The following is a 19,184-nucleotide window of genomic DNA, read 5'->3' on the forward strand; positions in this document are numbered from 1 at the left end:
TCTTACATCATGCATTTATGCATGAGACTTTTTTCATTGTGGTAAAAAGAAAGGGGGATTGCAGGAGCGTATCAGGATGATAGATTAAAAAAGAAACCGACATAAAGCCGGCTTCAAAAGAGAGGAAAGTATGAAAAAAATCTATCAAAAATCTGTTGTTGTTTTTGATGGTTTTATGATACTGGAAATTTGTGAACAGGTTGTGAGCAAAGAATGAAGATAATCTGACGAAAAAAGAAATTGCTGACGTTTTTCTGTAAGAAATAGAATAGGGCAGTAGTATCAAAAGAAACCTATAACGAAATAGTGTCAAAAGTGGACCGTTGGGTTTGGCAAATCATATAAAAGTGAGTGTCAAATCTAACGGTCGTTTTTTGTGATACGGAAAGGAAAAGAATCATGGGAAAGATTTATGGGTATGTGCGAATTTCAACTAAGAAACAAAACATGGAGAGACAGATTCGGAATATTCAAAAAGAGTATCCCGAAGCGGTCATTATAAAAGAAGTGTATACAGGAATAAAGTTTCAAGGCAGAAAGGAATTAAATAAACTGATAAAGCAATTAAAGGCGGGGGATACCGTAGTGTTTGACTCAGTATCAAGAATGAGTCGTGATGCAGAAGAAGGGTTTCAAGTATATCAAGATTTATATAAGAAAGGAATAGAGCTTATTTTCTTAAAAGAGCATCACATTGATACAATGACATATAAAGCGGCTCTGCATAATGGGATTCCGCTTACAGGAACAAATGTGGATTATATTTTAGAAGGAGTTAATAAATATCTGATGTCATTAGCAAAAGAGCAGATAAGGCTTGCGTTCTTACAGTCACAAAAGGAAGTTACGGATTTGCGGCAAAGAACAAAGGAAGGAATTGAGACAGCCCGGATAAATGGCAAGCACATAGGTTTAGCATCGGGAACAAAGCTTGTTACAAAGAGATCCATCGAATGTAAGGAAAAGATTCAGAAATATAGCAGAGATTTTGATGGGATGCTGAGTGATAAAGAGTGTATACAGCTTATTGGAATTGCACGAGGAACGTATTATAAATATAAAAGAGAAATAAAAGACGGAATTTGTTAAAAGTAGATTATGCAATTAAAATTATCATAGCAGGTTGGACAGATGATAGCATAAGAAAACTGATTTTTAATTACATTACAGGGAAGGATGAGGATTGATTCATCCTTCCCTTTTTTCGACTTTTTTTATTTTCCATAGCAACTCCATTAAAGTTGGATTTTAATTATTTAACTTTCTACCGTAAATTCTCAAATCATAATGATACACCATCTTCCTGTAACAAGAGTAATATTCCATTACCATAAGGAGGATATATCCAATGGGAATTATTAAATCAATCGTAACTATCATTATTGTCATTACAGGAAGAAAAGGAGGAAAGTAAGATGGCAGCAAATGTAGAAAGTATGTTTTATACAAGAACGGCACCCTGGCATGGATTAGGAGTCAGGGTAGAAGAAGTACTAGGTTCTAAAGAAGCATTGATTCAGGCAGGACTCGACTGGAAAGTAGAGCAGACCGATGTATATGCAGCATCAGGAGAAAGAATTCCAGGATATAAAGCCAATATCCGAGATATTGACCGTAGCGTATTAGGAATCGTGGGTGACAGATATAAGATTGTCCAGAATGAAGAAGCTTTCGCTTTTACAGATGGATTGCTGGGAGAAGGGGTAAAGTACGAAACTGCCGGAAGTCTTGCCGGAGGGAAAATCGTCTGGATGCTTGCAAAACTTCCAGAGAAATACATTATCTCTGGAGATGCTATTGAACCATATCTAGTGTTCTGCAACTCTCATGATGGTTCAGGTGCAATTCGTGTCGCTATGACACCTGTACGTGTTGTATGCCAGAATACACTTAATCTGGCATTAAAAGGTGCAAGTCGTGTATGGTCCGCCAGACATACGGGCAATGTAATGAGTCGTATGGATGAAGCAAGAGAGACATTACAGCTTGCCAATGCCTATATGTCACAATTAGGACGGTCTATTAATGAATTACAGGCTAAGAAGCTTACGGATAAGAAAGTACTTGCTATGATTGATTCTCTGTATCCAGTCAGTGAGGATTTAAGCGAGATGCAGAAGAAAAATAATTTAAAACAGCAAGAGATATTAAAAGCCTGCTATTTTGATGCACCTGATCTGCAGGGAGTAGGAAAGAATGGGTATCGCTTTATTAATGCGGTATCCGATATGGCTTATCATGGTAAACCATTACGTCAGACAAAGAACTATAATGAGAATTTATTCAGGAAAACGATTGACGGTCTGCCAGTCTTAGATAAGACATATCAGATGGTGTTATCGGCATAAAGGGAGGGAATAAAGTTGAATCCAGTAAAAGATGTAGTTGAAGGGAAAATTCTTTCAGAGATGAAAAAGTACAGACAATCAAATAGTTTTACAACCACTACAACCGGCTGTGATACTGGAGATACAGAAAACACAGGACATCCGGTCTATGAAATTTTCTGTATCATTTTAAAGAAATTTGACCCAGTACTCTTAGAAAAGTTATTAGGGGTAGCCGATTTATTTGAATACTTAAAGCAGTTATGGAACAAGTCAGAGAAAACAGAAGAAAAGAAAGGTGAGGAAAGATAATGAAAACATTAGAACAGGAAGTATTAAAGAAAATTGCAAAAAAGAGTTTATTTGTAAAGCTGGTTAATACAGAAAGAAATGAGTCATTAGTTGAGCAGTCCATATCAAAAGAATTTTTAGATCTTTCCGCAGTCGTAAGAGTTGTTCTGAAAATGGATAAAGAAGGAATGGCTTCAATGGCATTATCAAAAGGGGATGCTGAAATCTTAGGTATGACCGAAGAAGAAATTTATGCTGCGGCATTGGCAAATACATTAAGACTTTTCCCACCTAAATTAATGAATTTAGGGCGATATGTAGAAATGAGTATTGGAGCAAAGCTTCCACTGGGAGAAGATGAAGTAACAACATATATCCTTACCAATCAAAAGGAAGTGGATGGAGCGATCTATTTTATGAGTCCAGAAGTAGTTGGAGCCATTGCTGAGGCATTAGAAGATGATTTATATATCCTTCCATCTTCCGTAAATGAGGTTCTTCTTGTAAGAGCAAGTGAACTGGAAGACGGAGTCGATGAACTGAAAGAAATGGTTCGAGATGCCAATGAAACCGTTGTGGCTGAAAAAGATATTTTAAGTTATAACGTATATCATTATGACAAAGAACATGGCATTACCATTGCAGCATAAAGGAAGGGGCAGTTAAAAATGAAATACGATATTGTGTGTTCCACGAAAAATTTATCAACAGAAGAATGGCTGAAAATAAGAACGCTTGGAATAGGCGGCAGTGATGCAGGTATCATTGCCGGATGTAATCCTTACCGCAGCATCTTTGAGTTATGGCAGGAGAAACGTGGGGAGATTCCAGTAAGAGAAGAAGAATCCGAAGTAACGCATTTCGGTAAGGTTCTTGAAGATGTCGTAAGAAAGGAGTTCATCCAGCGTACAGGCTTAATGGTAAGAAAGAAAAATTCCATTCTTAGAAGCAAAGAATATCCTTTTATGATTGCAGATGTTGACGGCATTATCAGTGAATTGGATGGTACTTATTCGATATTTGAAGCTAAAACAGCTATCGAATTTAAAAATAATGACTGGAAGAATGGAGAGATTCCTAAAGCTTATCAGTTACAGGTTCAACACTATCTGGCAGTTACAGGTTTTCAGAAAGCGTATATTGCGGTTCTGGTCGGCGGAAATAAATTCTATTGGACGGAAGTATACCGGGATGAACAGCTTATCAAGATGCTGGTAAGCATGGAATCCCACTTCTGGCATTGTGTCCGGGAGGGGGAAGAACCAGATGTGGATGCTTCTAAGGCTACAAGCCTTTATCTGGGGGCAAAATACAATAATGCGAAGGTCGGTTCTGTCATTGATTTGGATGAACAGATGCTTTCAGCTATTGAAAAATATGAGCAGATAAAAATAGAATTAGATTCATTAACAGAGCAGAAACGGCTTGTTGAAAATCAGTTAAAATCTGCATTAGCAGAAAATGAAGCCGGCAGAGTAGGAGGACATATCGTAAAATGGAAACAGGTAGTTCAGACCAGGATTGATTCGAGTAAACTCAAAGAAAAACATAAAGATATTTACGATGACTGCAAAAAAGAAGTAACTTACCGTAAGTTTTCAGTAGCATGATAGTAAAAAGACTGTGAGAGGGTATCTATAATGGTATCCTCTCTTTTTTGGAGGTATAAAATGAAGAAGATTCGGGAATTAAGAGCAGATGAGATTGAAGTTCGTGTAGGTGTTGTTAGGAAAAACGGTATATCATTATTGCTGTACAAGGATGCACGTTGTGATATGAATATATTAGATGAAACATTCGGAATCGCAGGCTGGCAACGGAAACATGAACTGATAAACGGGGCGTTATTCTGTACGGTTAGCATCAAAGACGAGAATGGAGAATGGATTTCTAAACAGGATGTAGGAGTAGAGTCTTACACAGAAGCAGTAAAAGGAGCCGCATCAGATTCTTTTAAACGTGCCTGTTTTAATATCGGCATAGGCAGGGAACTTTATACCGCCCCGTTTATCTGGATTCCGTCAGATAAAGTAAGTATTGCAGAGGGCAATGGAAAGTTAAAAGTAAGAGATTCTTTTAATGTGTCATACATTTCCTATGATGAAAATGGGAAAGTCATTAAAAGTCTGGAAATCCGCAATCAAAAGAATGAGATTGTATGTCAGTTTAACATGGGGAATAAAGTTTCTAAACAGGCTTTTCAAACGGCAAATAAAAACCAGCTTTCCGATTATCGTATGGGAAAACTGTATGATGAAATGAAACGTACAGGTGTGACAGAACAGCAGATTGTAGAACGCTTTCATGTATCTTTGGCGAATTTAACAGAGAGAGATTATAAGAGGGTAATGAGTGCGTTAAAGAATACAGATACAAGAGCAGCATAAGAAAGGAGATTGTCATGGAGAAAAATAAATTTATTGAAGAATTATTCTATGAATTATCGTGTCAGTTAGGTAAAGAATTTGAGATGAAACAGAAGCGTGTCTGGAAGAATAACGGTGTATCTTATGAAGGATTGGTTATTGAAAAGCTGGAAGAGGAGTTATCGCCTGTTGTTTCTTTAGACAGGTGCTATGAAGATTTTCAGGCAGGAATCAGTGTGCAGGAGATTAGCGAACAGGTTTTAAAAGAGTACCGCAGGACAGCGGGGAACATTTCGTTATTAAGTCAGCAGGATATATGGAGTTATGAGCGGATTAAAGACCGGCTCTATGTAGAGATGGTGAACAAAGAATGGAACGAGCAGTACTTGGAGCATAAATACTATGTTCCATTTCTTGATTTAGCGGTCGTGTATTACATAGATACACAGCCAGATTACAAAGAGGCTCAGTCACATCGAGGGACTGCGGTAACAAAGGACATTTTTAAAATCTGGTCGGTAGAGCCGGAAGTAATATGGAAACAGGTTTTAGAAAACATGGGAAAAGAAAGCCTGTTTTTGATGCTGATCGTGACAGAGGAAGAAAATTCACTTATGACTTTGGAAGATGTTTTGCAGAAAAATCAAGGAGCATTAGCTTTATTACAAAAGAGTGTCTTAGATGAAGCAAAGAAAAAGATTGGAGAGTCATTTTATATGCTGCCTGTTTCAATTTTTGAGTTAATGATAGTTCCCGAAAGTCAGGCAGATGAAGTGGAGGAGATGAAAAAAGCAATTATTGAATCTAATAAAGAACTGCCAGCGGAATACCTTCTTTCAAATAGTGTGTATTATTATGGAGACAAAGGAGAGGCAGAGATAGCAGGTTAGGCATATAATAAAAACAGGAAGAAGCATGATGTTTCTTCCTGTTTTTTATGTAAAAATATTTATCAAATAAAATTTTAAAATTAGTCTGCAACGGATAGGAATAAACCGTTTTGAACAGCAATGAACACATTTTTAAAAAGAAATGAACGAGGTGATAACTTATGTATGAGTACATTCCAGAGGTAATGACATTCAAAGAATGTAAAGAATTGTTAAAAGTCGGAAAAAATACTTTGCTTGATTTAATACACAGCGGACAAATATCAGCATTCAAAATAGGGAACCGTTGGAAAATAGCAAAACAGTCTGTAATTGAGTTTATTCGATACAGATAAGTCTATGTTATTATTTTTTCTTGTGATAATATATAGCTATACAGAATTATATAGATACAGGATGAGAGCAAATGTGTAATTTAAGTCAAGGAGTAGAAGAAAGAGGTATTGAAAAAGGATTAGCCGAAGCCGTTCTTAGAATATATAAAAAAGGTTATTCAATAGAACAGATTAGTGATCTGCTGGATATGAATATTGAAAAAATAAAGGCTATTATAGAGAGTAAGTAGTTTGAAAAAATAAAAAATACTGTCAAAGTTAAAAAGAGCTTTGGCAGTATTTTTTTTATGTTATAATGAGTATAAAATTAGCTAAATTCGTAATTATTGAAATAGAAAAATTGTGCTTAAAAGGGGCAGATAAATGAGTCAGATTACAGAAATTACAAGAAGGGATATATATGATTTATTTCATGATGGATATTATATATCAGAATGGCATAGTGAATTAATAAAGTATCCATACTATGGTAATACAGACAAGCTGTTAGCTTTTTATACATATATAGCGGATTCTTTTGGAGCAAACATGAATAGCTGGCTTGGCAGAATAACTAGAGATACAAACGTAAACGGTTCAGCAATGCCTGTAGATTTACTGATTAATTTTGCTCAGGATTATGCGGAAAGAGGCTATAATCATGATACAATTAAAAGAATTTTTTCAGTGAATCGTGAAGTCAGACTTTCTGATATTCAAAGCTAATGGATAATCTGACTCCAAAGCAAAGGCGGAAGAATATGCAACATATTCATTCTAAAGATACTAAGATTGAAGTTGTGCTTAGAAAAGCTTTGTGGGCAAAGGGTTATAGGTATCGAAAAAATTGGAGTGAGTTGCCGGGAAAGCCAGATATTGTCCTTATAAAATATAAAATAGCGATATTTTGTGACTCAGAGTTTTTTCATGGAAAAGATTGGGAAGTTTTAAAACCTCGCTTAGAAAAGGGAAACAATCCAGATTACTGGATTCCTAAAATAACTCGCAATATGGAAAGAGATATGGAAACAGATAAGAAATTGCTTTTTTTAGGTTGGACAGTATTGCATTTTTTGGGGAAAGATATATTGAAGCATCCGGAAGAGTGTATACAGGTTGTAGAAGAAACAATTTTGGCACAAAAAATAGAGTTGGATGCTTACTTATAAGAAAAATAGAAAATTTATTTAAAAAAAGTAAAATAAAAATTTTTAAAGGGTGGGTTAGATGTATTATAAATATGAGGTAAGTAGTAGGATTTTAGATGCGATTGATAATTTGGGTGAATTCTATTTTCAAATTGTTTTGCGAGAAAATATGCCTTTTATATTAGGAGACTGTTATTTTGTGGTTAAGAAATACCATAATCAAGTTTGCTATATTTCTGATAGTTTACAGATTAGTTATTATTCGGAAAGAGACAATCAGAATGAGGCTATGAGAAAAATCAGGGTAGCATTAGAGTTTTTTGTTTATTTAACGGGAAATCCATATAACAGTGAAGGTGGAATGACAAAGTCAATTGTTGATGCACGTCCGATTATTGATATTAACAAAAGCAAGAGGAAGTTATTAAAAATACAGGAAACAGAAACTGCATATCAAAGAATTAGGCAAAAGAGAAAATTGTTAGAAAGTACATTACAACTTTATAACCTAGGGATAAGATTAAATTTTTTATTTGGTGATGAAAATTGTGAGGATGCATTTTTTACATTTTTCAAAATAATTGAGAAAATAGTATCAGATGAATTTGATATTGAAAAAGAGGGAATTGATAGAGGAAAAGAAGAAACAAAAGAGTGCTTAGAAAGAATATTAAGTCAAACATATAATATTCAAATAACAGAGGAAAGATTAACTAAATTCAGTGGGGAGATTAGTAATTACATTTTTAATATTGTATTTGGTGATAATTATTATAGGATAATGTGGTTCTGTCAAAAATATAATATAAGTGTTGATTGTAACATAATATCAAAACTTGTTGTAATAAGAAATAAAATTGCACATGCAGAGAAGGTGACAATAAGTGGAGATGAATATGCATATATAATGAAATTGACTAGAGAAGTAATTAATGCCAAATTTTTTTCAAAAAAGCCATTAATCATAGATTCAAAGATTATAAATATATGAATAGAAAATTTAGTAATTACTTAATAAAAATTTTTGTATAGTTCAAAATAAAATACTGCCGGAAACTTTTTGGAATTAGCTTCTGGCAATATTTTATTTTAAAAACATATGTTTAATTACAATATTTGTCGGTGTTCTTAGCTAAGAGCATCGGCATTTCCTTTTTTTAAATAATCTATTTTAGATAGTTTTGCTTGTGGACAAGGAAAATTAGAAAATAAATAGATTGTGCTGTTTGTGCGGAGTAATCTTGAACGTCCTATGGCTTGTTCCAATTCTGTTGATATGAGGTAAAACTGGATGTTACACAGTAATTTATCTTCATATGACATCATTGGAAAACAGTACCCATTAAAAGAGACTGTCCTGCGTCGTAGAATTTGTTTGTGCAAATTTTTTCCAGTTCCATGTATGTAACAGGCAGCTAGTTTATATACACTTTCGGGAAGATGATATGTTCCAACAATAATTCCATCTTTTCCTGCGTAATAATCAATTCCTGCTACATTTCCAAAATGTAATAAACTTGTTAAGAAAGGCTATGCGCGTGTTTACTAGGTATATGGCAAATATAAGTATACTAATAAGTTAAGAGCTTCTGAAAAGATTGCCAAGCGAAAGAAGTTGGGAATTTGGAAAAATTATAAGGCAGCTTTTCCAGATAGTAAGAGTTCTTCTAATAAGAAGACTACGAAGAAAACTACAACAAAAAAAGTTTCTAATACAAAGAAGAATAGCAGTAAACAGACATCTTCATCTTCTTATGTGTGGATTCCACGCACAGGAAGTAAATATCATTCTCGTTCTTCATGCAGTAATATGAGAAGTCCGAGCAAGGTGAAGAAATCGGAAGCCATTAGCAGAGGGTATACACCTTGCAGTAAATGTTATTAAGATATTTTATAAAAGGAATACCATCATAACATAAAAATCTGACGGTATTCCTTTTATTTAAAAGAACATAGTATTAATCAAGTAATTGTCGATGTTCCCTTCTGGGTCATCGGCATCTTTTAAATAATCAATATTACAAAATGTAGCTTGATTGCAAGGGAAGTTAGAAAACACATAGACAGTACTGTTTGTACGCAATAATCGTGAGCGACCAACAGCCTGTTCTAATTCAGACGAAATTAGATATAGTTGAATTTTTTGTAAAATCTTATTTTTGTAAGACATCATTATAAAATCATATCCCTTATAGCTAACTTGTCTATTTTTATATGAATTTTTGCTTTTTTCCGATATGCCAACAGAATAAGCAATCAATTCATAAAGATATGTAGGAAAATGGGGTGTTCCAATAATTATCCCATTTTTCCCAGATAAATAATCAGTACCCGTAAGATTTCCAAAATGGAGTGTATACCCTAAGGGAAGTGCTTCTTCATATCTTTTAAAAGTAATGCCATAAACTACGTTATTTGTGTGAGATATAATTTTCTCAAATAGCATAGAAAGTGTTGGATAATCGGAGTTCTCATCCAATACAATGTTTTTAATTGCAGTTCTACTCATAGAGTATGCAGGATATTGAATTAAATTTCCAGTATAAGCAGCTTGCTTAACTTCATGATAAATAATATTTCTTGTAGGAAAGAAAATCTCATAAATTGTTTGGTCTAATGTCGCAGATAATATAATCATCTTGCATTTGGGAAGTTTGATAGGAGGAAGATATTTAATATAGTCATCCAACTTCATATAACATCCGGCTTTTAGAAATTCAGCAATATTATCATTTGTTTTACATCTTTTTATTATACGAGTATCAATTTCGTTAGGAATATAATCACGATTAATACAACATTTCTTTTCTTTTAATGCCAATAAGTCTTGAATCATTTCTCTTTTTGCGTATGATAGATAATTTTTTTCCAGAATTTTTTTGAGAGTAGAAATTTTAATTGACCCAACCCGTACAAGAATACTATTATATAAAATATCTTCATCTATTATTATTTCAAATCTTTTTAAAATCTTATCTGGAAGTGAAAGAAGTCGAGCATGAGTCATGATAACACAAGAGGATGTTTGTTCCAAATAAATCTGGGGATTTAAGTATACTCTGAATTTGTTGAGTTCTTCTGGTTCACAAACATCGCGTGCACATTCAATGATACATTGTCTAGCTTTTTCAAAATCTCCCTGATTATAATATTGCTGAATATCAAATCTCCTTCCTATCAATGGTAAATCATCAAAAGATGGAATATCAAATATATTTTCTTTTCCTATTCTTTGTATAAGTTCTGATTTTAAATCACTTGTAGGAACGGCGATTAATAATGGCTTTTTATATTTTCCTGAATTGATTGCATCAATATATAGTGAGGTTTTCCCAATTCCTGTTTGACCGGAAATTAGATGAATTTGATCTTTTTTTGATTTTAATGCTTCTTTTAATTCATAAGATATTTGCTTAAAACTTTCATCTACAGAAACAAAATCATGATTTCCATTGAATGTGATTAGTTTTTTCCCTTTTAGTGTTTCGACAATATTACTTCTATGATTACATGAATTACAATATTTACAATTAGAGCAGCTTGCTGGTTTATATTCTCGGTCTCTCATCCAGTTAAGATTATAACGCCATTTATTTCTGTCTGAGTCAGGATAATTTCTTTTTAATGCATCTAAAAAATCTTTTTCAAAGCCAACTATGTATAGGATGTTTGTGGCTAATAAAAATTTATCCCGATGAGATAAAATATTACCATCACCAGATACAAACTCTTTCCATAATCTGCAAGAGCACATTTTTTCGTAAGAGACTTTTTCAAGTCTCTTAGGTCTACTCTTTTTGCATACATACTTTTCAGACTTTTCTTCCTCTTCATTGGGTTCATAAAAAATAATTTTTGAAGATATGATTGGAATATCTAATTTATATTTAATATTACTTCCAATAATTTCTTCATTTTTGATTGGGGGGTGGATAGGAACACCCTCCTTGTGGGGGTGTGCGGGATTTTTATATAAAAAATATTAAAATGATTATTACTCAATCCAATTTGATATTTGTGAGCAAATACTCTTATATTTCTTGAAAAATTTTTTTTATCATTTGTATATAAAAATTTTTCAAATTGCATTACTAGATTATATACATTAAATGTATTTTCCCCTGTCTCCGCTACAACATCATTGAAGTCGATTAATCCTTTTCCACCGTAAAATAATCTAGCAGTTTCAAAACAGTGACTATCTGCCTCTGGAAACATTTTTTTTAACATTTTTAAAATCATATCAGCTAACCATCTTTCTGTAATTGGAACGATATGACATAAGATAATTCTATATTTTGGGTGTTCTGGAGTAGAACTAAACGTATGATAAGAAAATACAATCGGCAAATGATAGTCTGCAAATTTTCTTTTAATTTTTTCATAGTCTGGTTCTTCATCAAAATCTATACCAAATAATTGGCATTGCTCAAAATTTTCTTGTTTACTTGCCATTCCTTTAAAGGTTGCAGGGAGAAAAGCTTGACCTTGTTCGCCTACGCAATCTGCGATAGTTTTTATATCATAATAATTTTCTTCTTGTGGTAAACGCATTCTCATTTTTTTTGCATCACTGTCTGTTGGCTTGCTTGTATAGCAGTACTTATCAACTGTTGCTTTAATTTTCATTTTTCTTGCCTTCTTTCTTTTTAATATTTAAAAAGTGTTATAGATTTAATTATTTTTTATTAGAAATGGGAGAAAAGGCTTGTTTTATGTATTTTTTCAACATGGGAAAAGGATGTAGATGGTTATACGGGGCATCTTGTATAACCATCTACATCACAACAATTAATGGAATTTATGGATGTGATTGGAATTATAATTTGCGGATTCTAATTTTTATTTTTATATTTTCTTTGGAGTATGGGCGATTTTCCCATATTGTAGAAAAAAATTAGACAGAATAAATTTTATGTGATTTAATAAAAGGGGAGGCATAAAAATGACATTTACAGAATGGATAAATACACAAGAGGATATATGTAGTAAACTAAGAGAGCAAGGATACGAAGAAAAGAATGACATTCGTAAATTTTTTAATGATAGAATTAGATGTATTTTAAACACACGTGATATACCTCTCAAAAATTTGTCACCTAAAAGAAGTTACGAACGAATATTTCAAATTAATAGGGATAACGAGAGAAAATGTTTTTTTCCAGAACTATTCAAAGAAGACGATGAAGAAGATAATACAGAAGCAGAAGAGAAAGAAAAAAATTGAACAAAAAGTGAAACACATTGAAAAATATAGATACATATAGCCTAAAAAAGAGATCTTAAGGAAATCTTTAAGAAAATTTTTCTGGAAAATGGAACAAAATAAGAGGAGGAGACAGCCATGGGTGTTGTAATCGGAAGAATGGACGGGCAGGTTGAAAAGATATTTTTGGGTAACAATTTAACAAGAAGTACAAAAAATTATGCTAAAATCTTGAAAGATGAGAGCTTGTCAGAAGAGGAAAAACAGCGTATTCTAGCAGCAGAGAAGAAAAAACAGGAAGAGGATATCATTTTATGAAGATTTCAGTAGCAATGGCATATTATAATGGCGGTACATATATAGAAGAACAGATGGACTCTATCTTATCACAGCTTGGAAATCAGGATGAGGTGATTGTATCTGTAGATGGGGCGAGTGATGGTTCAGAGCCCATTCTATTGAATATGGAAAAAAAGGATTGCCGAATTCAAGTTATAAAGGGTCCAGGTAAAGGAGTAGTGAAGAATTTTGAAAATGCGATTCGGCATTGTACAGGGGATATTATTTATTTATCCGATCAGGATGATATATGGAAGCCCGATAAGGTGAAAAAGGTGAATGCAGCCTTTGATAATTTAGAAGTAAAAGCAATTCTTCATGATGCAGAGATTATAGATGAGAATGGAAAGGCAACAGGAGCAGAAAGTCTTTTTGCTTTAAGGAAAAGTAAGCCAGGTATTTTAAAAAATCTTATCAAAAACAGTTACGTTGGGTGTTGTATGGCATTTCGAAAAGAGCTTATTCCAGTTATTTGCCCGATTCCTAAAGAAATGTATATGCATGACTACTGGATTGGAACAGCGGCAGAATATATGGGACAGGTTTGCTTTTTAAAAGACAAGCTCATTGGATATCGTAGGCATTCTTCTAATGTGACACAGATGACACATGGAAGTATTGACTTTATGGTAAAAAAGAGGATTGATATTATACGTTGCCTTGGTTTATTGAAAAAGCGTGTAAGGGAAATAGGATAATAAATATTAGAGATAAAAACAGTAAAAAGCAAGGAGAAAAGGCAGGTAAATAAATATATGAACATAAAAGAAGAGGGAAAGAAGATATGGCAGATAAGAAAGAAAATAAATAGAAAACATATTATTATTCTTTCTTTTTTCATGCCATTAATCGTTATGATTGGCTGCTGTATTGCATTTGGAGTACAGCCATTTGGAGATAATTCACTTTTAATTATTGATGGGTTGCATCAGTATATGCCATTTTATTCTATTTTATATGATAAATTAAAAAGTGGAGGAAGTCTTTTCTATAGTTTCCGTGCTGGACTTGGAATTAATTTTTTATCATTATATGCGTACTATTTATCCAGCCCTTTGAACCTTTTAATTTTATTTTTTAAAAAGAGTCAGTTAAATATGGCAGTTAGTTTGATTATTGTGTTAAAGGTTGCAATCAGCGGACTGACAGCAGGAATTTACTTTTCGTCAAAGAGCAAGAAACCAGGGCTCCCTGTTTTAATGATTTCTATGGCATATGCTTTATCGAGTTATATGGTTGGTTACTGTTGGAATGTTATGTGGCTTGATGCGATTATGATTTTTCCGATTGTCATGATGGGATTAGAAGATCTGATAGATAGGAAAGACGGAAGATTATACTGCTTTGCCTTATTCTACGCTTTATATTGCAATTACTATATTGCTTTTATGATTTGTATTTTTGTAGTAATCTGGTATATTTTATACTCATTTAAAAGTGTAAAGCAGTTCTTCTTCCGGGGAATAGCATTTACATTCTATTCATTTCTGGCAGCAGGAATGGCGGCGCTTATGCTTATTCCGGCATATCTTGGAATTAAGCAAACAGCATCCGGGGAATCCATGAGTTTGCCAGAGCATAGCTTTTTAACGAACGCAGCAGATTTACTTAATCGGCAGTTTGCAATGTGGACACCAATCACTTATGATAACTTCGATGGAAATGCGAATCTTTATATTGGTATTTTTACAGTTTTAGCAGTGGTGCTGTATCTACTAAATAGTAAGATTAAAATTAGTGAAAAAATAAAAAAAGTATTGTTGATTGGATTTTTCTATTTAAGCTTCAGTGAGATGATTTTGAATTTTATCTGGCACGGATTCCATGATCAGTATGGAATACCAAATCGTTTTTCATTTTTATTTGGATTTGTGCTGCTGTATATGCTTTGGGAAGTCTTTGAAAACTTAGAGGGGACAAAAGGATGGCATATAGCCTTAGCCTGTATGGCAGGAGTCGGACTTTTAGTATATGCCAGAGCGAAAGGAACGAATCCACTTGATGATGAAGTCTATGGTGTGGCAGGAATGCTTTTTATCTTATATGGAATGTTATTATTCTTGTATACATTGTCTCGTAAGAGAAAAGGCTGGTATAAAAATGTTTTTTGCATAGTAGCACTTATTGAAATTGTAGCGACAGCATTTATGGGATTTAATGAAAATGGACAGATTGCTGTTCCGAAGTTTTTCTATGGTGTAAATGATATGGAAAAGGCGGTAGCTTCACTAGAAGATAAAACATTTTATAGAAGTGAACTTGCCAGTTCTCTGATTGTTGATGAAAATGCATTATATCCAATCAATGGTGTAGGGTTATTTGGTTCTACCGCTTCAGATAGTATGGTTAATCTGATGGACAATCTGGGATTTTATACAGGTTGTAATGAATATCTCTATAAAGGCGCGACTCCGGTAACGAATCTTCTTTTAAATGTAAAATATCTTTATTACCATCAGGAAGATACTCTGAATACGGACTTTGAATATGTAAAGAGGGAAGGCGCGTTTAATATTTATAAGAACCCAGCAAGAGAAATGTCAATGGGATATCTTATGAATCTTTCTGTAGAAGACTGGGATTCTGAAAGTGCTTATCCATTCCGTGTACAGAACAGTCTTGGAAAGCAGGCATTTGGTGTTTCGGAGCTATTTCATAATGTTGAGATTGCTGATCCGGCAACGAATGGCTGTACGGCATCGAAAACGAATGATGGAGAATATTATTTTGAATACAAAAGCACACAGGCAGATAATATGGTCTTTACGATTCCTGTCACAAAAACAATAGATGATTTGTATCTTTTTTATGATGGAACACAGGTAGAAAATGCACAGATTACAATAGATGGAACAAACGTAAAGTCTGGAGACTTAGATGGATATATGCTACCAATAGGAAAAGTATCTGCTGGATCTGAAGTAAAAGTAACTTTCCAGCTAAAGGGAGAGACAGAGACAGGATATGTGCGTCTTTCAGCAGCAGATTTTGACCAGAAGGAATACAATAACCTTAAAGAAGAAACAGCAGACAGAGCATTTATAGTCAGAGATTATTCAAGCAATTATATAGAAGGTAATGTAAATGCTAAAACAGACCAAACTTTATTTTTCTCAATCCCATATGATGAGGGATGGTACGTAGAGGTAGATGGAAAACCAGCAGATATGTGGGCGGTAGGAAATGCTTTTCTTGGAATAGATGTTTCTGCCGGCGAACATACCGTTTCGTTAAGTTATACGTCACTAGGAGCCTCTGCAGGATGGAAAATCAGTTCTTTAGCAATAGTAATCTTTTTGGGTAGCTGTTTTGTAAAATCTCGATATAAATCTGATATAAAAAAGAAAGAATAAAGATAGATTTTGGAAATATTTTTCACCTAAAGATATGGTAAACTAGAACATGTTTGAAAAATGCTTTCTGCAAAATTTCCCACGAGTGTGTAGATTGCAGGAATGATTTTTCAAACACACTCTGGAAAAAGAAAAGGAGGAAATGATGATGTTTAGAAAGAAATTGATTGCTTTATCCGCTATGCTGATAGCGGGTTTACTGGTATTTCAGGCCAATGTATCAGCAGATGCTATAGAGGAGAAGCCATATCTGTCACTTGGAGCAGATTTAACGGCTACTCAAAAGAGAAAAGTGTTGGAACTTCTGGATGTTAAGGAAGACGAATTTGATCAGTATAAAGTTGTAAAAGTAACAAATAAAGATGAGCATGCCATCATTAAAAATTGGTATCCTTTATAACTAACTTTTCGATTTTTTAGGGAACCGTGTTCTGATATACCGATAGAAAAGGCAATCAACTGATATAGATAGGAAGGAAAATGTGGAGTTCCAATAATTACTCCATTTTTTCCAGAATAATAATCTGTACCAGTAAGGTTTCCAAAATGTAAGGTGTGTTCCAGAGGAATATCATTTTCATATTTCTTGAAAGTGATACCATAATATACATTGTCTGTGTTGGTTATTATTTTTTTGAATAACGCAGAAACAGTAGGACAATGTAGCGTGTTTTTTTCTATAAAGTCGTTTATCGTTTTTCTGCTCATAGAATAACAAGGATATTGAATTAAGTTTCCTTTATAGGCAGCTTGTTCAATTTCATGATAAACTATTTTTCTTTCAGGAAAAAACAAGTTATAGATTGTTTCATCTAATGTTGCGGATAGAATAATCATCTTACATTTAGGAAGTTGAACCGGAGCAAGATATTTAATACAATCTTTCTGTTTTATATAGCAGTCAGCTTTTGCAAAATCAATGAGGTTATCTGTGGTTTTACAATTCTTGAGTGTTCCCATATCAAGTTTTAGTGAATAGAGATTTCTGTTACGGCAGCATTTATTATCTTTTAATTTTAATAGTTCTTCAATCTCTATTTGTTTTTCTGGAGAAAATACGTTTGCTTTTAAAGCTTTTTTGAGAGAAGAAATTTGAACAGAGCAGTACGAGTAAGCATAGTATATAAAATATCTTCATCTATTAATACTTCAAAATTTTTTAATACTCGATTAGGGAGTGTTAAAAAACGGGCATGGGTCATAATAACGCATTTTGAAGAATGAGCTAATGCTGTCTCTGGATGGAGATAATTCATAAATATGGAATTATCTTTTGAATTATGAGAATATGTTTTTATGCTTTCTAAGGCATCATTAATGAATCCCATACTATAGTTCTTTTCAATAGTTTGACGAAGTTCTGGTGGTAAAGGTAAATCCTCAAAAGAGGGAATTTCAAGTACTTTATCTCGACCAATTTTTTGTACGAGTTCGCTCTTTAGATTGTTTGTAGGTACTGCAATCAAAAATGGCTTTTTGCGGGGTCTTGATTTTATTAACTTAACATAGATTGTCGTTTTGCCTATTCCGGTTTGCCCCGGAATTAAATGTATATTTGTGGTATTTTTTTTGAGTGCAGCATTTAGTTCAGAAGATACCTGTGCTACGCTTTCATCTACAGAAATAAAGCTTTGTTTATTGAAATATGTAATTTGTTTTCTTCCACACAATGTTTCTAATAAATTTGTTTTATGATTACAGGTATCCTTATATTTACAATCGTTACATCCAGTGGGATTATAATTTTGTCTTTTCATATAATTAAAATAGCCTTTCCATTTGGATATATCGGTATCAGGATAATACTTGTTCAACGTATCAAAGAATTTCTTTTGGTATCCAGTTAAAAAGCGAATATTTGTAGCTAATGAAAATCGTGTATTGTGGTCCAGTGGTTCCCCATTAATAAAATCTCTCCATAGTCTACAGCAATTACAAATTTTATCATTGGATACTTTTTTCATTATAGTAATGGCTGATTTTTTGCGTATACGCTGTGAAGAAGACTCTTTTTTTACTGCTTCTTCTTGTAATTCATAAAATATGATTTTTGAAGAAGTATTTGGAATGTATAATTCATATTTAATATTGCTTCCTATTTTTTCTTCATTTGTATTAGGGTCTGTTGAAATACACCCTCTTTGAGTATTGTATTCGTAAATATCAAAATGATTGTTATGTATATTAAGTTTATAATTACGAGCAAATAATTTTAAGTTTCTGGAAAAATTCCTTGAATCATGTATATAAAGGAACTTTTCAAATTCTTGTATTAAATTATACACATTGAATGTATTTTCTCCAGTTTCTTCTATGACTTCGTGAAATTCTATTAATCCTTTTCCACCGTAAAATAATCTAGCAGTTTCAAAACAGTGTTTATCTGCTTCCGGAAACATCTTTTTCAACATTTTTAAAATCATATCGGCTAACCATTTTTCTGTAATTGGAACGATATGACATAAGATAATCCTATACTTTGGATGTTCTGGAGTAGAACTGAATGTATGATAAGAGAAAACGATAGGAAGATGATATTCCATTAATTTCTTTTTAATTTTTTCATAATCTGGTTCGTCGTCAAAATCTATTCCGAATAATTGACATTGTTCAAAATTTTCTTGTTTACTTGCTAGTCCTTCAAATGTTGCAGGGAGAAATGAGTGTCCATGATTCCCTATGCGTTCAGCAATGGTTTTAATATCGTAATAATCTTCTTCTTTGGGCAACCTTTTTTTCATAAAAGCGGTTTGCCTATTGGTTGGTTTACATTGAAATGCTGTTTTATCGAAAGATATTTTAATATCCATAAATAAAAACTCCTTCCTTTAAATTAATTAGGAAGGTGTTTGGAGAATAATTTGTTTTTATTAAAATGCAAAAAGAATTTTTTTATTTTGTTCGGAATATGGGCGATTCTCCCATGTTGCAAAAAAAAATTAGACATGAT

General features: G+C 33.2%; 22 protein-coding genes. 18 read left to right on the forward strand and 4 right to left on the reverse strand.

All coding sequences use genetic code 11. The features are described 5' to 3' along the window. The first annotated feature begins 399 nt into the window (after positions 1 to 399). The 13 genes from EUBHAL_RS11815 to EUBHAL_RS11870 all read left to right on the forward strand — a co-directional run bounded on the left by EUBHAL_RS11815 (position 400) and on the right by EUBHAL_RS11870 (position 9,221). Entirely contained in the window at positions 400 to 1,089 is a 690-nt protein-coding gene (locus tag EUBHAL_RS11815) for a recombinase family protein (RefSeq protein ID WP_005350060.1), read from the forward strand. A 326-nt stretch (positions 1,090 to 1,415) separates the two neighbouring features. After that, positions 1,416 to 2,348, forward strand: a complete 933-nt coding sequence (locus tag EUBHAL_RS11820; protein WP_044923329.1) for a DUF932 domain-containing protein — start codon at positions 1,416 to 1,418, stop codon at positions 2,346 to 2,348. A gap of 15 nt (positions 2,349 to 2,363) precedes the next feature. Beyond that, entirely contained in the window at positions 2,364 to 2,639 is a 276-nt protein-coding gene (locus EUBHAL_RS11825) for a hypothetical protein (RefSeq protein WP_005350065.1), read from the forward strand. Further along, complete coding sequence (locus EUBHAL_RS11830; protein ID WP_005350067.1) at positions 2,639 to 3,268, forward strand: DUF5688 family protein; 630 nt, start codon at positions 2,639 to 2,641, stop codon at positions 3,266 to 3,268. Before EUBHAL_RS11825 ends, EUBHAL_RS11830 begins: the two co-directional genes overlap by 1 nt. A gap of 18 nt (positions 3,269 to 3,286) precedes the next feature. Continuing rightward, on the forward strand, positions 3,287 to 4,228 hold the full coding sequence (locus EUBHAL_RS11835; protein ID WP_005350069.1) for a YqaJ viral recombinase family nuclease: 942 nt from the start codon (positions 3,287 to 3,289) through the stop codon (positions 4,226 to 4,228). Between the two features lie 60 nt (positions 4,229 to 4,288). Beyond that, positions 4,289 to 5,005 carry a Rad52/Rad22 family DNA repair protein gene (locus tag EUBHAL_RS11840; protein ID WP_044923331.1) on the forward strand — a complete coding sequence of 239 codons (717 nt, stop codon included), beginning with the start codon at positions 4,289 to 4,291 and terminating at the stop codon, positions 5,003 to 5,005. A 14-nt stretch (positions 5,006 to 5,019) separates the two neighbouring features. Next, on the forward strand, positions 5,020 to 5,874 hold the full coding sequence (locus EUBHAL_RS11845) for a DUF5688 family protein (RefSeq protein ID WP_005350072.1): 855 nt from the start codon (positions 5,020 to 5,022) through the stop codon (positions 5,872 to 5,874). A 185-nt stretch (positions 5,875 to 6,059) separates the two neighbouring features. After that, complete coding sequence (locus EUBHAL_RS17325; RefSeq protein ID WP_242648795.1) at positions 6,060 to 6,209, forward strand: helix-turn-helix domain-containing protein; 150 nt, start codon at positions 6,060 to 6,062, stop codon at positions 6,207 to 6,209. Between the two features lie 71 nt (positions 6,210 to 6,280). Next, positions 6,281 to 6,439 carry a hypothetical protein gene (locus tag EUBHAL_RS15955; RefSeq protein ID WP_005350076.1) on the forward strand — a complete coding sequence of 53 codons (159 nt, stop codon included), beginning with the start codon at positions 6,281 to 6,283 and terminating at the stop codon, positions 6,437 to 6,439. A 133-nt stretch (positions 6,440 to 6,572) separates the two neighbouring features. Next, a complete protein-coding gene (locus EUBHAL_RS11855; protein WP_005350077.1) occupies positions 6,573 to 6,914 on the forward strand; it encodes a PDDEXK family nuclease in 342 nt (113 codons plus the stop codon). Continuing rightward, positions 6,914 to 7,357, forward strand: a complete 444-nt coding sequence (locus EUBHAL_RS11860; protein ID WP_005350078.1) for a very short patch repair endonuclease — start codon at positions 6,914 to 6,916, stop codon at positions 7,355 to 7,357. The genes EUBHAL_RS11855 and EUBHAL_RS11860 overlap by 1 nt, the downstream gene beginning before the upstream one ends. A 58-nt stretch (positions 7,358 to 7,415) precedes the next feature. Then, positions 7,416 to 8,327 (forward strand): hypothetical protein, encoded by a 912-nt coding sequence (locus EUBHAL_RS11865; RefSeq protein ID WP_005350079.1) that lies wholly within the window; start codon positions 7,416 to 7,418, stop codon positions 8,325 to 8,327. A gap of 624 nt (positions 8,328 to 8,951) precedes the next feature. Beyond that, positions 8,952 to 9,221 carry a hypothetical protein gene (locus EUBHAL_RS11870; protein ID WP_005350080.1) on the forward strand — a complete coding sequence of 90 codons (270 nt, stop codon included), beginning with the start codon at positions 8,952 to 8,954 and terminating at the stop codon, positions 9,219 to 9,221. Between the two features lie 57 nt (positions 9,222 to 9,278). Here EUBHAL_RS11870 and EUBHAL_RS11875 read toward each other — a convergent pair whose 3' ends face one another. Both EUBHAL_RS11875 and EUBHAL_RS11880 read right to left on the reverse strand, forming a co-directional pair. Continuing rightward, the gene (locus EUBHAL_RS11875) at positions 9,279 to 11,090 is read right to left on the reverse strand and encodes a hypothetical protein (RefSeq protein ID WP_005350081.1); all 1,812 of its coding nucleotides are present in this window, start codon (positions 11,088 to 11,090) and stop codon (positions 9,279 to 9,281) included. A 122-nt stretch (positions 11,091 to 11,212) separates the two neighbouring features. Beyond that, complete coding sequence (locus EUBHAL_RS11880; RefSeq protein WP_005350082.1) at positions 11,213 to 11,965, reverse strand: hypothetical protein; 753 nt, start codon at positions 11,963 to 11,965, stop codon at positions 11,213 to 11,215. A gap of 316 nt (positions 11,966 to 12,281) precedes the next feature. Here EUBHAL_RS11880 and EUBHAL_RS11885 point away from each other — a divergent pair, with 316 nt between their 5' ends. From EUBHAL_RS11885 to EUBHAL_RS11905, 5 genes are all read left to right on the forward strand, one after another. Next, positions 12,282 to 12,563 (forward strand): hypothetical protein, encoded by a 282-nt coding sequence (locus EUBHAL_RS11885; protein ID WP_005350084.1) that lies wholly within the window; start codon positions 12,282 to 12,284, stop codon positions 12,561 to 12,563. Between the two features lie 117 nt (positions 12,564 to 12,680). Further along, complete coding sequence (locus EUBHAL_RS11890; RefSeq protein ID WP_005350085.1) at positions 12,681 to 12,860, forward strand: hypothetical protein; 180 nt, start codon at positions 12,681 to 12,683, stop codon at positions 12,858 to 12,860. After that, complete coding sequence (locus tag EUBHAL_RS11895) at positions 12,857 to 13,579, forward strand: glycosyltransferase family 2 protein (RefSeq protein ID WP_005350086.1); 723 nt, start codon at positions 12,857 to 12,859, stop codon at positions 13,577 to 13,579. The genes EUBHAL_RS11890 and EUBHAL_RS11895 overlap by 4 nt, the downstream gene beginning before the upstream one ends. 57 nt (positions 13,580 to 13,636) lie before the next feature. After that, positions 13,637 to 16,234 carry a YfhO family protein gene (locus tag EUBHAL_RS11900; protein WP_005350087.1) on the forward strand — a complete coding sequence of 866 codons (2,598 nt, stop codon included), beginning with the start codon at positions 13,637 to 13,639 and terminating at the stop codon, positions 16,232 to 16,234. 142 nt (positions 16,235 to 16,376) lie between these two features. After that, positions 16,377 to 16,634, forward strand: coding sequence for a DUF1002 domain-containing protein (locus EUBHAL_RS11905; RefSeq protein ID WP_242648793.1), 258 nt, complete (start codon positions 16,377 to 16,379; stop codon positions 16,632 to 16,634). Here EUBHAL_RS11905 and EUBHAL_RS15755 read toward each other — a convergent pair. Next, positions 16,565 to 17,194, reverse strand: a complete 630-nt coding sequence (locus EUBHAL_RS15755; protein WP_005350090.1) for a hypothetical protein — start codon at positions 17,192 to 17,194, stop codon at positions 16,565 to 16,567. The genes EUBHAL_RS11905 and EUBHAL_RS15755 overlap by 70 nt on opposite strands. A gap of 107 nt (positions 17,195 to 17,301) precedes the next feature. Further along, complete coding sequence (locus EUBHAL_RS11910; RefSeq protein ID WP_005350091.1) at positions 17,302 to 19,044, reverse strand: DEAD/DEAH box helicase family protein; 1,743 nt, start codon at positions 19,042 to 19,044, stop codon at positions 17,302 to 17,304. Positions 19,045 to 19,184: the final 140 nt, after the last annotated feature.

The organism is Anaerobutyricum hallii DSM 3353 (assembly GCF_000173975.1).
In the GTDB taxonomy this organism is placed as follows: Bacteria; Bacillota; Clostridia; order Lachnospirales; family Lachnospiraceae; genus Anaerobutyricum; species Anaerobutyricum hallii.